Consider the following 13,697-nt stretch of genomic DNA (forward strand, 5'->3'; position numbering starts at 1 on the left):
TTTTGAGATTGAATAGGTTATCCGTTTTTTATAAAGTTATTGAAAAAATGTTGGCTGTAATTTTCAATGGTATGGTTTTTTAAAATAAAATTTCTATTTTCAAAATTGCTTAAATTGTTTGTATTGTTAAATATTTTAATTAATGTTGCGGCTAGCATGTTAATGTCTTTTTCTATTATATAATTACCAATTTTTTCTTTGACGATTTTTTTTGTTTCCCCAGTATTTGTAGCAATAATAGTGCATCCATTTGCCATGGCTTCGATTAAAGATTGTGAGGGGTAATTATCAAAATCCTGTAGACTTAAAAAAACAAAAGATGATTTAAGTAGGGAGTCTATTTCATTGTAATTAGTAAAAATAATTTCTCCCTTCTTTTTTTTGTTAAATTCGTCAACTTCTGTTTTTAATTCTTGATGGATAAAAGGAGCTGAGATTATTAGTTTGGGTGTTAAATCAAAGGATTTTGTTTGTTTATTGCAGAATAGAATATAGGAGTTTATTGCTAAATCGTAGTTTTTTTGTTTTATTAGGCTTCCTGAAAATAAGATGTTATTTGTTTTTTTTAATGGTAAATTAATTTTTTTTATTTTCTCACTAGAATATTTCCAACTAAAACTTCCGGGAGATTGAATGCATTTTTTTCTATGTTCAGGAAAACCATTGGGTGAGTATAGGCAATCAATTTTGTCGGCTTTACTTAATAGATTCTTATGTAGCTTGTAATAACGGCTTTTTTTATTTCCGCCGGTAATCATTTCAAGATTTTTTGATCCTATTGAGGTATGAATTAGGATTTTTTTATTTGTTAATTTTCTTATTTTTTCTAGGAAATTAATAAAATAGGCTCCTCCAACAGATAAGTGAAATTTATTTATTTTTTTGAAGAAAAGTAAGAATATGATTAATAAGGGAGTGTATAAAAATGAAGTGGCTTTAAATCCCATAAATTCTGGAATAATATAAATATTATTCTTTTCTTTTTGATTTAAGTTGCTTAGAGTTTTTTTATACAAACTTTTATTGATTATTAAATAGATGTTATCATGTTTCTCAGATAGTGATTTCCATAAAAGTGGCATTCTAAATGCCAAGCCACTTGCCGATTTATCAGCACGAAAAAGTGTGATGAAACAATAATTTATATTATTATTCATTTGTTTGATTTAATGTTGATTTTATTTTCGGAAAGATATTTGTGTATGGCGCCAAGACAGAACCATGCGTAATGCCAAGTATATGATTTGGCTAAAATAATCATTAATGGCAAATATAGTGATAAACAAAAAATTAATGAAGGGAAATTATTATCCCTTGTTTTTTTTGTTTTGATAATTTTTGATATGGTATATATTGGTTGATATATGAAAAAATATAAAGAGCATATGAGTGCAATGAAGCCATATGTTTGCCAATATGAAAATATATTATGTATATAGGTTCCTAGATGATTGTTTGTTTCTATTACACCACCATAATCACCAATAATGGGAGATTCATAAATTCTTGCAAAGCCAGTTTTTGAAAGTGAAACCCTTGCAATATGAGAGGCATCCTCCATTGGGGAGGAGAAAATAAATAACATTCTTTCATTGATGTCTATTAAGTAATTAAAGAAGTCGCTAAAATATAAAAAAAATGGTATTGCAATAAAAATAAGAGATATTATTTTTTTAGTTTTAAAGAAAAATATAAAATAAATTATATTTACAAAAATAAAAATATAAAGTGTAGCTCTTGAATTTAAATAAAACAATATAATTGTGCTTACTGTAAATAATATAATTTTTTTATGAAATGAAGATGTTGAGGATATAATGATAAAAGAAAATAATGAGAATATATCAGCTAAAACCAAATAGACTCCTCGCTTTTCATTATCAATATCACTCAAGTTAATACTAAAAGTGCTGCCATCAATATTGCTAAATATTTTTATTGATATTAAAAGATAAAATAATAATAATATTTTATTGTTTGTTTTTGTAATATGTTGTCCTACCGTGTAAGATATTAAGTAATAAATAGATATCGTTAAGTGATAGGAGTATAGGTCTCTATCAAACATATCAGTTTTATTACCTACTATGATTAAATGTATATGAATATATAAGAGGCAGTAAATAAAAAATAAATAGACAGGTAGAGTGTTTTTATCTATTTTTTGTTTTTTTATGAATAAGAAAAAAAATAGTATTCCAATAATTGACATGAGCGTAGTGGCTCCAATTAAATTGGTTCCTCCATAGACAAGATGGTGCCACATTAAAAACATAATTGGTAAATAGATAACTATTAATAATTGTGCACTTTGTTTATATGTGATTTTCATATTGATAATATTTTATTTTTAACTATTTTTATGTTGATTGATCTTCATGAAATATTATTTTTTTATTTTCTTTACTAGGTTTTGTAAGAGTTAAAGGTTTTTTGAAACTATAATAATTACTATATTTCTTTATTTAATTTAAATTGAGAATCTTTTTTATAAATAGAAATCTCTCTTAATATTACTAAAAGATAAACTAAATAAAAAACAAATCCAGATATGGCATAAGACTCAACAAGATATTTTTCATGAAATTGGATTGTAATTAAAAGGCTTCCAACCCGTAACAGCAATCCGGTAAATTGCAGTATAAAAGCAATTTTCTGGTTTCCTGTGATATGCAAAGACATAGAAACAGGTGAAGTTATAAACTGCATAAAAAACCAAGGTGCCATCCAGCTTATAAGTTTACCCGTTCGTTGCCAATCTTCCCCCAAAAAATAAGGCATTAAAAATGGAGCAAGGAGTGCAATTAAAAGTAAAGGTATAAAAGCTATTTTAGCAAGATTGATTATTGTTTTAATGGTGAATTGTTTTAGTTCATTACGATGATGCCGCTCGGCACCTTCTGATAGATAAACTTGAGCCACTGAATTTCCAATTAAACTCATAGGGGCAGAAAGCAATTGCATGGCAACCATTAAATAGCCTGCTTCGGCATCTGCTGAATAATAGGCAATAAGTATTATTGGTATTTGGATGCCGCCTACATTAGCAAATGCTTCCAACGTAGAGTATTTTGGAAAATTTTTGTATTTTTTTAATGTTGCTTTTAGATAAGCAGGCTTTATTTTTTTAAAAAGCTGCCAGTCATTTTTCAATAAAGAGCGACTAAGACTAATGAATCCTGTTCCTTGAGAAATTACTTGGCCAATAATTAAGCCGGCTGTCCAGCTGCTATTTATAATGCCGACGATTAATTTAATTATTGTGCCACTAAGAGATTGTGTTATACGAGTTTTGGCAATTAGGTGGAATTTTTTTCTTCTTGTGCTCCAATACTGAAGGGTGTTATACAGCCCAATAGCTAATACACCAATAGGAAGGAGCCATAAGAAATGGCTGATTTTATTGTCTGTTAATGTATTAAATATATCTGGGAAGATGGCAATAAAAACAGTGGTTAATAAAGTAAAAAATATAACACTTGTTATCGCTAAAACACAAAGTGCTGCTGCCATACGGTCTGACTTGGGTAGTGGAATTGCAATTTCCAGGCGTAGGCAAGCAATAACAGTAATTAATGATAAAACAGAACTATATACCGCCAAAACAGAAAATGCTTCTGGCCCGTATAAACGAGTAAGGATAGGAAGTGCTAAAATTGTAATAAGCTGTCCTAAAGCTGTTCCGCCAACAAGAACACTAACACGGCGTACAAAAGGATTTTTCAAGATTTTCTCTTGAATGAGTGCTTTCAAAATTAGCCCTTCTTTGTATTAAAGTATTATATTATTAACCAGAGAAAATTCTGATATAAATATTATCTGGTTAAATTTTATTAATTGAAAACTTATAAGTTGATGGCGTTAACGATTTCTTCTTGCTCTGTACTTAATAGATACGGATGCATCGGTAAACTTAACACTTCTTGAGCTACTTGGTCACCCACAGGCAGCTTATCATTACTCGCCACAGCGGGTTGTTTATTTAACGGTATAGGGTAATGAACAGCCGTTGGAATACCTTTTTCATTTAAAGTTTTAATTACTTGGTCTCTATTTTTTACCCGAATCGTGTATTGGGCATAAACCGATGTATTGAAATCTTCAATAAATGGCGTGGTTTCAATTCCTTTTACATGTAAATGCTGGTTGTATTGGTCTGCGACTTGTTGTCTTAATGCAATTTCTTCATCCAGGATGGCAAGTTTCGGCAATAAAATGGCCGCTTGCAATGTATCCAGACGGCTATTAACCCCTACGCGTATATGGTGGTAACGGCGGTCTTGGCCATGGCGTGCAACTTGGCGGATGACTTTGGCCAGTTCCTCATCGCTGGTAAAAATGGCGCCACCATCGCCATAGCAGCCCAAGGGCTTGCTGGGGAAAAAGCTGGTACATGCAATAGTGGTTAAATTGCCAGATTTTATGCCTTTATACGTTGCACCAAAACTTTGTGCCGCGTCTTCAATAACGGGGATGTTATGTTTGGCAGCTATTTGGTTGATAGTATCAAAATCTGCACATTGGCCGTACAGTGATACGCCAATAATTGCTTTGGTTTTGGGGGTGATTTTTGCTTCTAATAAAGCGGGGTTCAGGTTGTAAGTGCGTTCGTCAATGTCTACATACACGGGTTTGGCACCCAGTACGGCAGCGGTTTCTGCCGTTGCAATGTAAGTAAAACCGGGGGTAATTACTTCATCACCTGGCCCAACGCCAAGCGCCATTAAGGCAATTTGTAAGGCATCCGTACCATTGGCGCAAGAAATACAGTATTTGGCACCGCTGTAATCGGCCAACTTCTCTTCAAGTTCGGCCACTTCTGGGCCTAAAATATATTTGCCATGGGCCAGCACTTTCTGGATGTTGGCGTCAATCTGCTCTTTGATACGGGCTTGCTGCGCCGCCAAATCAATAAACTGCATTAGGAATCCTTTTTTTCTTTGCTTAAGTAGCCGTCAGTCAATATATATTTTGCCTGGGTATGCGAGCATATGGCTTCTGCATTGCCAAGCAGGGGCAGATCCAGTTGCTCGCCAAATTCGCTCATCCAGCCTATTTGCCGGGCAGGCACGCCCACCATTAATGCGTAGGGCTTCACGTTTTTATTAACCACTGCACCAGCGCCAACAAAGGCATATTCGCCAATGGTGACACCGCACACAATAGTACAGTTTGCCCCAAGGGTGGCTCCTTTTTTGACTAAGGTATCCCGGTATTCATCTTTGCGCTCTATTAATGAGCGTGGGTTATACACATTGGTAAACACCATGCTGGGCCCGCAGAATACGCCTTCTTCTAAGGTGACGTTATCGTAAACAGACACATTGTTTTGGATTTTGCAATAATCACCAATGTTGACTTGATTGCCTACGAAAACGTTTTGGCCCAGTGATACGCCCTTGCCAATGCGGGCACCTGCACATACGTGCACAAAGTGCCAAACACGGGAACCTTCACCAATTACTGCGCCATCATCTACGATAGCGCTTTCATGTTGATAAAAACTCATTTTTTCAGGAATGGATGATAGTCGCCGGTTAAGGGGGCAATGACGGCATTGCGAATGTTGGCAACGGTCGTAATCGCAGTGCGGTTTTCTTCTAAGCCAAAGCCGCGGCCTGCCAGGATCTCTTCATAGCTGCGGGTATGCAGGTCGGTAAAACCGCCTGAAAATTCTATTTCTTCGCCGTCTACGGTAATAGAGCGGAAAGTGCGTTGGCCAATTTCTTTTTGTTTTTCTGGCACATCGTTGTAATCAACTGACAGGAACCAGCGAACACGGGCATTTTCATATTCCAGATAACCGGCAGCTTTGGTGTCGGTAGATAAATGAACAATGTTGTTTTGCAAATCACCAAAAATAAAGTGCAGCATGTCAAAGAAATGGACGCCAATATTAGTGGCAATACCACCAGATTTTTTCAGGTCGCCTTTCCAGGATTGCAAGTACCAGTGCCCGCGGGAGGTGATATAGGTTAAATCAACTTCATGCTTGGTGTCTTTTTTCTGTGCGAGGACTTTGTCACGCAAGGCAATAATGGCAGGGTGAACACGTAATTGTAAAATGGTATTTACTTTATGGCCGGTGTCTTTTTCTATATCAATCAGGCCGTCAATATTCCAGGGGTTCAATACCAGCGGTTTCTCGCAAATGGCATCGGCACCGGAGCGGAGCGCAAATCGCATGTGTGAATCGTGCAGGTAGTTTGGTGAGCAGATGGAAATATAATCTACCTGTTTGCTGTGGTTTGCCCTGCGCAATTTGTCAATGTGGCGGTCAAAACGCTCGTATTCAGTAAAAAACTCGGCATTGGGGAAGTGGCTGTCAATAATACCAACGGAATCGTTAATATCCAAAGCGGCAACTAAGTCATTGCCGGTATCTTTGATGGCTTTCATATGCCGTGGGGCAATATAACCGGCAGCCCCCATTAATGCGAATTTTTTCATTGTTAGTCCTGTGTTTTAATAAGATTAAAATTTAAGTGTCTTGGTTATTCTTTAGTTGGAAGAGCCGTACTCATAATTCGCATACCGGTAATATCCATACTTGGAACCATACCTGCGATTCTTAGCTACCATATCGTTAAAGATCACTCCCTTAACATTTCCACCCGCTTGTCGTATACGCTTGGCAGATTCATCTATTTCACCCAGGGTGGTTTGGTTGGCACGTGCCAGCAGGAAGGTGGCGCCTGCATGCGGTGCCAGGGCCATGGCGTCAGAAACAGCCAGTATCGGAGCACTGTCAAGCAGCACCAGGTCATATTGTTTGGCCAATTGGTTCAGTTTTTCAATCGCGTGAGCGGATAGCAGCAGTTCTGAAGGGTTTGGCGGTAATACACCGGTACTTAAGAAGTCTACATTGGGTAGCACGTTTTTATGAATGGCCTGTTCTGCAGTAATGGTGCCGCTAATGAATTCACTGGCACCATTGTGGCGGGGTTTGCCAAAATACTGGTTAAGGTAGCCTTTGCGCAGGTCAGCATCTATTAGCAATACTTTTTTATTGGCAGCACCCAGGACCGCTGCAAAGTTTACGCTAATGAAGGATTTACCAATACTGGGGGTAGGGCCTGTAATGAGCACGATGTTGTTGCTGGTTTCCAGCATGGCAAATTGCAGGGCGGTGCGCAGGCTTCGCAGGCTTTCAATGGCAGGATCTTGCGGGGCCACGTAGGCTAATACGTGGTTGCCGGGTTTTTTACTGGTAGCTTCCATGTATTGTGTGGTTTGCTGTACTGAGCGTGGTACGGTGGCAAATACATGCATGCCCAGGTTTTGTTCAATTTCATTGGCTTCTTTAATGCCGGGGTGCAGCAGGCTGCGTGCAATGGCAACGCCTGTACCTAACATTAAACCAAGCAATACACCCAGTGCCAGTACCAGTACTTTTTTGGGTTTAACGGGTTGGCCGGGTACTACGGCTTCATCTATCACCCGTACATTGCCTACCTTGCCTTCCTTAACCAGGCGCAGTTGCTGGGCGCTGTTTAGCAGGTTTACGTACATTTCACTGTTTACCTTTACGTTGCGGGTAAGAGTAAGCAGTTGCTGTTCCAGCTCGGGCATTTTTTTAACGCTGCTGGTTACTTTTGCAATTTCCTTGTTAAGGGCGGCAATTTGCTGGTCGATGGCTTTAATGCTGGGGTGGGCGGCGGTAAATTGGGGGGTTAGTTCACGACGTTTTTGTTGCAGTTCCAGCAGTTTTAATTGCAGGTTAACGCTGGTGTCTAAAGAGGCCTTGCCTTCGGCTCCCAGGTCAAAAGTGCCTTTTTTGTCGCGAAACTCGGTGTACTGGCTTTCCGATTCCTGCATTTGCTGGCGCAGTTCGGGCAGGAAGGCATCCAGAAAGCTTAAGGATTTGTCGGCTTCTGCGGCTTTGCGGTCTATGTTTTGTTTTACATATACGTTGCCCAGGGTGTTCAGGATTTCGGTAATCAAACGGCGGTCTGGGCCTTCCAGGGAAACTTCCAGCATGCCAGACTGTTTGCCTTTTTCACTTACTTGAAGCTCTCTTTGTAATTCTGCTATTTTTGCCTGGCGAGAGGTGCTGACTATTGTAAAGCGGGCACCGGGTTTGGCTTGCAGGCTGGCAATGTTAACGCGGCCGGGTTCGCCGTTGTATAGGAATTCGTGGGTTTGGTCGGTTGGGCCGCTGACCAGTAAATCATTGTTTTCGGTGTACAGGTCGTAGCCGGTTTCAGTGGCCACCAGTTTCAATTCTGTACCCAGCAGTTCATTGGGTACGTCCAGTTGGCTTAAGCGAATGCTTTCGGTACCCGATACATACCCCCCAAAACCAAAAATGCCGGGGTTTGAAAGTTCTGTGGCCCGTTTGGCCAGCCATTGGCCAATAATGGGAATGTAATCGGGGGTGGCGCTGTTGTTCAGTTGCAATCGGTCTACGGTTTCACCCACCACCATGCGTGAACGCAGTATTTCAATTTCAGCGGCTACGGGGGAACCAGCATCAAACAGTAGGGCCAGTTCGCCCATGGCGGGGTTGGTGTTGCCCTGGTTTTGTTCTACCTGAATCAGGGTGTTGGCCTGGTAGATGGGGGTGCTGAACATGGCGTAGGCAATGGCCAGCAGGGTGCAAACGCAGGTAATGGCAACAATCAGCCATTTGGCATCTAAAATGGTGTCAAGAATGGCCAGTAAATCTATTTCGTCGTTATCTTTTTGTGGGTTTAAAGACGAAGAAGGGTTTTGCTGTGGTACGGTCATGAAATGCTTGGTTTAGATAAGTGTAAGGGTGAAACAGGAGTGGTGGAAAACCCTGCCTAGCTGATTTTTTTGATCAGGTTTGCCCAGTGGCTGACGCCTTGGGCAATCAGCTGGTGCGAGGTTTCAAACGCGGCACGGTCTTTTCGGTAGGGGTCGGCAATTTCGGTTTTTTGGCCGGGGCCGGTGTGGCCCAGGCAGTGTACTTTGCCACGGGTGAAGGGGTATTTTTGTTCCAGCTCTTGCTTGTGTGCGGTTTCCATGACCAGAATCAGGTCGGCCTGGGTGCACATGTAGCTGCTGATTTGCTGGGCACGGTGGGCCGAAATGTCCAGCCCGTGCTCCAGGGCAATTTCCTGGGCGGTTTTGTCGGCCGCGTGCCCGCTTAGGGCGGCCAGGCCGGCCGACCAGATGTTTTTTTCGGGCAGGGCGGCCTTTAGCAGTGCTTCAGCCACCGGGCTGCGGCAGATGTTGCCAATACAAACGGTTAGTATATTGTTCATTACTGCCGGGTTTAGTTGGTGGCGTTTACCGTGGAAACAACGGCACCGTAGCTAGGCAGAATGTTGCTGATGACACGGTTCCAGCGTACAACGCGGGCAGGGTCTACATACACCATGTCTTGCGGTTGTAGCTGGAAGCCACTGGCAAGGATAAGGGCGGTGGGCGAGTTGGCGTCCAGGTGGTAAATTTCAGCCTGTTCCTGTTTGCCTTTGCGAATCACGTAAACCTGGCCGGGGTTACTGGCAATAGAGGTACCGCCCGCTTCACCCAAGGCCTGGGCCAGGGTAAGCTGGCCGTCGTTCATGACCAAGGCTTGTGGTTTTAACACTTCACCCATCATGAACACTTTGGCGCGGTCGCGGTTGTTTACGCGCAGCATGTCGTCATTCTTAAGCATGATGCGGTTGGGGTTAATGCCTTGTTCCGTTAATTTTGCCAGGTTAATGACGGTTTCTTTGCCATTGCGAATAAGCACAATGGAAGAACGGTCTGCTTTCTCGGTTAAGCCGCCTGCACGGTTAAGGGCTTCGGGCAGGGTCATGGGGATGTCGTTCAGGTTTTGCAGGCCGGGTCTGTTGACTTCACCATCCAGATAAACGCGACTGTTGCGGTAGGAACGGATTTGTACGGTAAGCTGCGGGTCTGTAATGTAAGTGGACAGGGTTTTGGTGAGCTTGTCGCGAATTTGCAGTTCGGTCAGGCCGGAAACCTTAACGGCACCGGCAAACGGAAACTGGATGCGGCCATCGGCACTAACGTTATAGCCGGTGCCTACGTTGCCGCCTTCAACGCTGGCGGCGGCAGTGGCGCCGGCCAATGACAGTTCTGGGTGATCCCACACAATAATGTTAAGAATGTCGCCAGGGCCTACGGTGTAGGCGGTGGGGTTGCCAAACAGGTGGTTGACGTTGGTAATGACGGGCTGGTTAAGGGTTTGTTGTTTAATAAGGGCTGCATCTATGGTTATTAAGGCACCGGCGGGTGCTTCACCGTCTTTTAGCTGTTCGTTGTTGTTCAGTTCGTTTTGTACTGAACCGGGGCCACCCATGTACATGCCAGGGGCCATGGCGCAGGCTGAAAGGGCAACGGTAGTAACGGCTAAAAGTAAGGGTGTTTTTATACGCATGGGTCAGTTTTATGTGTTAATGGGTGTTGGTGTTATTTTGGCATTTTGCTTTTATTGTAGTGGGGTGCCAAATTGAACATGAAGCGAAATTATAGGCTTTTTATGCGCCAGTTTGGGCGATTACATAGCTGGCAGGCAGGCTACCGCAATGTTTTCATTCGTTTTCATGAAAACATTGGTGTGAATTCTGTTTTTGATGTTGCTGGGCAATAAAGGACAAACCCTGTGCCATGTATAAGACGGAGGTAAGTTTAGGGGAAAAAAGTTAATAATTGTCATGATTTATGTTTTATTTTAAGTTTTTGTTGTTTTATTACATGTTCTTATTCATAAACAAGCCAAATTATTATTTTTTTTATAATTTTTTGATTTCTTTGTTCTTTTTTTGCAACATTAAGGAGTGGGGGTTGATTTTAATAATACTGAAATAGCTAATGAAAACACATGATTATGTATAAGAATTTTTAATTTGAAATGTGGTTTCAGGTAATGTCAAGCTGATTTGGTTCAAGCTTGATGGTTTTGGGTCTGCCCAGTATTTCCAGCAATACGATCACCCGTTTGGCGGAGGCGGTTTGTACCAGTCCTTCCAGCCCTTGCAGGGGGGTGTTATGGTTCAGTTTTACGCGGGTACCGGGCTTAAGGGGGCTGATCTCTTCAAAGCCGGCCTGGTTACGGTGCTGTTCATATTCCTGTATGGCGGCAATGAGCTCGGCGGGCATGATGGCCAGTTCCACGCCAAAACGCACCAGCGTAACAATGCCCCGGGTGTGCTGGGCTTTACTAATGGCCTGTTCGGGGCGGGTTCTTTGCAAGAAGATATAGCGCGGAAACATGGGTTCATGCACGACCTGCATTTCTTGGCAGATGGCATTTTTGGCCGGTTTTTTAAGTTTTTTGTAGCGGGGCAGGTAGACGTTGAAATCCTGCTGTAGAAGATTCGTTAAGGCACATTCTTCCTGGCGGGGCTTGGTGTAGGCCACATACCATGGAAAACCGGCAGTGTCGCAGGCTGGCTGTGCAGGGTCTGGGCTGGGGGCGTCTGGGGTTAAGTGTTTGGGTTGTCTCATAAGGTAGCTGTTGTTGTTTGCTTAGGGGTAGTGTAGCAATTCTTTGGGGCTTGATAACTGTTTCTAATTGTTGGGTCATGAATTATGGAAAAGGGTTGGCGTAAAGTGAGGTGCCAGGCAAGCGCAAGAGTGCGGGAACGAAGATAAATTAACAGTGATAAAGTGCTTGTTGCTTGTTTGAAGTTTATTCTAATGCTATATTAACGGGCTGATTGCGTGTCCCTGTAGTTCAATGGATAGAACAGGTTCCTCCTAAGAATCAGATCCAGGTTCGATTCCTGGTGGGGACGCCATCTTGCTTTATGCTAATTTCAATAACTCTAAATGGTTTGCCGGCGGTACTCGCAGGAATTGCAAATTCATCGCTGCGTGGGAACCATATCTCAGGTATGTTCGACCACTAAAGCGCGGACAGTAGGTTGGGGGCGTTTAAGGGCCTGAGCCAGGTCATAATTGGTTTGCATTGCCAACCATGCCTTGGCGGTACTGACGCCGGCTTGTTCAAGCCTGATCGCCAAATCGGCACTGATGCCCGCTTTACCATTTAGCACGCGTGACAGGGCAACACGCGACATGCCAAGCCGTTCTGCCGTTTCAGTGACAGACAGCCCCAGCTCAATAATGACATCTTCACGAAGCAACTCGCCTGGATGGGGAGGGTTTTTCATCATTTTGTGTCTCTTTTAGTGATAGTCCAGATAGTCAATCAGCTCAATATGTATACCGGCAAAGCGAAAAATAACGCGTCTTGGTTTTGCTGCATGGACGGCTTGTATGCCTTTTGTCGAGCTGGTTTTATAGAACGCCTCAAGTCCTTTATGCCGGAATCCTAATATCATAGATTGTATCGTGTATCGTTGCTAGATTCAATTGAAGTGGCATGCAGTTTTTAACTGTATGTGTGTATTGAACCCACTCTATGCCAATTGCGAAAGCCCTGTGGTCGTAAGCGGTAAATTTGTCTATTGTTAGTATCTGGTTCATGCAGAAAGATAGGCGTTACCACGCGGGAGCATGGGAACAAAACCGGTTTTGGCGTTAAAATCAAACATTGCCCAACCATTCTGGAAGACATGCCATGAGTAACGATACTGATCTTGATTTTGATACCGCGTTTGAAAACATTGATTTTGATGAAATCGAAAAGAAAAACGCCGAGCGCATTCAGGAAATGGATGATAGCGTGCCCGAAGCGGATAATGACTGCGGTGATGCCTGCAAGATTTAAGCGTTTTGTTTGTAATTGTTGAATTCAGGCAAAAGGATGGTAGTGGCCATCCTTTTTTATGGGCTATTGCCTATGGCGTGTCGGGTTTATTTGCACCCGGCCTGCGGCCCCCCTTCATAGCGTATTGAATCCACTGCCGCTGGATAACAAAAGGGCGGGAATGGCTAGTGGCAGGTAAAGAGGTTTCATGATGATTCCTTTTTAGGTGGGTGCTGCAGTAGGTGGGTTTGGTTTTTTTGGTTTATCTGTAAGGATATGAAGGAATAAGCGCTGCGGTTAATGGCTTGGATTTGGTTAAGGTAAATATTTTCCGGCCATCTGCTAAAACAGCCTGTTTGCCATTAAAATGATACAAAACAACAATATAGTGAATAGTAAACCTTTATTGCCAAAAGGGTAATAGGGTATTTTTCAACTTAGGAGACGTGTCATGAGTAAAGCGATTCTAATGATTGCGGGTGATTTCACCGAAGATTACGAAACCATGGTGCCGTACCAGTTTTTGCTGGGTTTGGGGTATGCCGTACATGCGGTGTGCCCCAATAAGAAAGCCGGTGAGCATGTAGCCACGGCGATTCACGATTTTGAGGGAGACCAGACTTACAGCGAAAAGCGTGGCCATAATTTTGCCTTGAATTATGATTTTGATCAGGTCAATACCAATGATTATGTGGGTTTGTTAATACCCGGTGGTCGCGGTCCTGAATATTTGCGCCTGAACCGGCGGGTGCTGGATATTGTGCGTGAGTTCAATACGGCCGGCAAGCCGATTGCTGCGGTGTGCCATGGCGCGCAAATTCTGGCAGCTGCCGGTATTTTAAAAGACCGCACCTGCTCGGCCTACCCGGCCTGCGCGCCAGAGGTGGAACTGGCGGGGGGCAAATATGCCGATATCGCCATAGATGCCGCCGTGACCGACGGTAACCTGATAACCGCCCCCGCCTGGCCCGCCCACCCTGCGTGGTTAAGCCAGTTCGTTAAAGCGCTGGGGGCGGAAATCAAGATTTGATTGTTTGGAGGGTATTGGTATTGGGTAATGGGC

13 protein-coding genes and 1 tRNA gene are annotated in these 13,697 nt (G+C 42.5%); 3 read left to right on the forward strand and 11 right to left on the reverse strand.

Annotated features, from left to right (window positions below; all coding sequences use genetic code 11):
• Positions 1–17 precede the first annotated feature (17 nt).
• The 10 genes from HCX92_RS05690 to HCX92_RS05735 all read right to left on the reverse strand — a co-directional run bounded on the left by HCX92_RS05690 (position 18) and on the right by HCX92_RS05735 (position 11,427).
• Complete coding sequence (locus HCX92_RS05690; RefSeq protein WP_169293979.1) at positions 18–1,157, reverse strand: glycosyltransferase; 1,140 nt, start codon at positions 1,155–1,157, stop codon at positions 18–20.
• On the reverse strand, positions 1,154–2,332 hold the full coding sequence (locus HCX92_RS05695) for a hypothetical protein (protein WP_169293980.1): 1,179 nt from the start codon (positions 2,330–2,332) through the stop codon (positions 1,154–1,156). Before HCX92_RS05695 ends, HCX92_RS05690 begins: the two co-directional genes overlap by 4 nt.
• Positions 2,333–2,451: 119 nt before the next feature.
• Positions 2,452–3,753: a lipopolysaccharide biosynthesis protein gene (locus HCX92_RS05700; RefSeq protein ID WP_211182292.1), complete on the reverse strand. Its 1,302-nt coding sequence runs from the start codon at positions 3,751–3,753 to the stop codon at positions 2,452–2,454.
• 92 nt (positions 3,754–3,845) lie between these two features.
• Complete coding sequence (locus HCX92_RS05705) at positions 3,846–4,922, reverse strand: DegT/DnrJ/EryC1/StrS aminotransferase family protein (protein ID WP_169293981.1); 1,077 nt, start codon at positions 4,920–4,922, stop codon at positions 3,846–3,848.
• Positions 4,922–5,509: a UDP-2-acetamido-3-amino-2,3-dideoxy-D-glucuronate N-acetyltransferase gene (gene wbpD / locus HCX92_RS05710; protein WP_169293982.1), complete on the reverse strand. Its 588-nt coding sequence runs from the start codon at positions 5,507–5,509 to the stop codon at positions 4,922–4,924. Before wbpD ends, HCX92_RS05705 begins: the two co-directional genes overlap by 1 nt.
• On the reverse strand, positions 5,506–6,450 hold the full coding sequence (locus HCX92_RS05715) for a Gfo/Idh/MocA family protein (protein ID WP_169293983.1): 945 nt from the start codon (positions 6,448–6,450) through the stop codon (positions 5,506–5,508). Before HCX92_RS05715 ends, wbpD begins: the two co-directional genes overlap by 4 nt.
• A 51-nt stretch (positions 6,451–6,501) precedes the next feature.
• Positions 6,502–8,730, reverse strand: coding sequence for a polysaccharide biosynthesis tyrosine autokinase (locus HCX92_RS05720; RefSeq protein WP_169293984.1), 2,229 nt, complete (start codon positions 8,728–8,730; stop codon positions 6,502–6,504).
• Positions 8,731–8,786: 56 nt separating this feature from the next.
• Positions 8,787–9,230, reverse strand: a complete 444-nt coding sequence (locus HCX92_RS05725; protein ID WP_169293985.1) for a low molecular weight protein-tyrosine-phosphatase — start codon at positions 9,228–9,230, stop codon at positions 8,787–8,789.
• A gap of 11 nt (positions 9,231–9,241) precedes the next feature.
• Entirely contained in the window at positions 9,242–10,357 is a 1,116-nt protein-coding gene (locus HCX92_RS05730) for a polysaccharide biosynthesis/export family protein (RefSeq protein ID WP_169293986.1), read from the reverse strand.
• A 482-nt stretch (positions 10,358–10,839) separates the two neighbouring features.
• On the reverse strand, positions 10,840–11,427 hold the full coding sequence (locus HCX92_RS05735; protein WP_169293987.1) for a transcription termination/antitermination NusG family protein: 588 nt from the start codon (positions 11,425–11,427) through the stop codon (positions 10,840–10,842).
• Positions 11,428–11,645: 218 nt separating this feature from the next.
• Here HCX92_RS05735 and HCX92_RS05740 point away from each other — a divergent pair.
• Positions 11,646–11,720: transfer RNA gene (locus tag HCX92_RS05740), tRNA-Arg, on the forward strand.
• A gap of 90 nt (positions 11,721–11,810) precedes the next feature.
• On the opposite strand, the gene HCX92_RS05745 is transcribed toward HCX92_RS05740, so the two are convergent.
• A complete protein-coding gene (locus HCX92_RS05745) occupies positions 11,811–12,098 on the reverse strand; it encodes a HigA family addiction module antitoxin (RefSeq protein WP_169293988.1) in 288 nt (95 codons plus the stop codon).
• A 407-nt stretch (positions 12,099–12,505) separates the two neighbouring features.
• Here HCX92_RS05745 and HCX92_RS05750 point away from each other — a divergent pair, with 407 nt between their 5' ends.
• Positions 12,506–12,655 carry a hypothetical protein gene (locus HCX92_RS05750; RefSeq protein ID WP_169293989.1) on the forward strand — a complete coding sequence of 50 codons (150 nt, stop codon included), beginning with the start codon at positions 12,506–12,508 and terminating at the stop codon, positions 12,653–12,655.
• A 430-nt stretch (positions 12,656–13,085) separates the two neighbouring features.
• Complete coding sequence (locus tag HCX92_RS05755; RefSeq protein ID WP_169293990.1) at positions 13,086–13,664, forward strand: DJ-1/PfpI family protein; 579 nt, start codon at positions 13,086–13,088, stop codon at positions 13,662–13,664.
• Positions 13,665–13,697 lie beyond the last annotated feature (33 nt).

It is taken from the genome of Advenella sp. EE-W14 (assembly GCF_012923605.1).
In the GTDB taxonomy this organism is placed as follows: Bacteria; Pseudomonadota; Gammaproteobacteria; order Burkholderiales; family Burkholderiaceae_B; genus Advenella; species Advenella alkanexedens.

Excerpts from the sequence above, each read along its gene's own strand:
- HCX92_RS05690 (WP_169293979.1), bottom strand. The coding sequence starts at position 1,157 with ATGAATAATAATATAAATTATTGTTTCATCACACTTTTTCGTGCTGAT.
- HCX92_RS05695 (WP_169293980.1), bottom strand. The coding sequence starts at position 2,332 with ATGAAAATCACATATAAACAAAGTGCACAATTATTAATAGTTATCTAT.
- HCX92_RS05705 (WP_169293981.1), bottom strand. The coding sequence starts at position 4,922 with ATGCAGTTTATTGATTTGGCGGCGCAGCAAGCCCGTATCAAAGAGCAG.
- wbpD (WP_169293982.1), bottom strand. The coding sequence starts at position 5,509 with ATGAGTTTTTATCAACATGAAAGCGCTATCGTAGATGATGGCGCAGTA.
- HCX92_RS05715 (WP_169293983.1), bottom strand. The coding sequence starts at position 6,450 with ATGAAAAAATTCGCATTAATGGGGGCTGCCGGTTATATTGCCCCACGG.
- HCX92_RS05720 (WP_169293984.1), bottom strand. The coding sequence starts at position 8,730 with ATGACCGTACCACAGCAAAACCCTTCTTCGTCTTTAAACCCACAAAAA.
- HCX92_RS05725 (WP_169293985.1), bottom strand. The coding sequence starts at position 9,230 with ATGAACAATATACTAACCGTTTGTATTGGCAACATCTGCCGCAGCCCG.
- HCX92_RS05730 (WP_169293986.1), bottom strand. The coding sequence starts at position 10,357 with ATGCGTATAAAAACACCCTTACTTTTAGCCGTTACTACCGTTGCCCTT.
- HCX92_RS05735 (WP_169293987.1), bottom strand. The coding sequence starts at position 11,427 with ATGAGACAACCCAAACACTTAACCCCAGACGCCCCCAGCCCAGACCCT.
- HCX92_RS05745 (WP_169293988.1), bottom strand. The coding sequence starts at position 12,098 with ATGATGAAAAACCCTCCCCATCCAGGCGAGTTGCTTCGTGAAGATGTC.
- HCX92_RS05750 (WP_169293989.1), top strand. The coding sequence starts at position 12,506 with ATGAGTAACGATACTGATCTTGATTTTGATACCGCGTTTGAAAACATT.
- HCX92_RS05755 (WP_169293990.1), top strand. The coding sequence starts at position 13,086 with ATGAGTAAAGCGATTCTAATGATTGCGGGTGATTTCACCGAAGATTAC.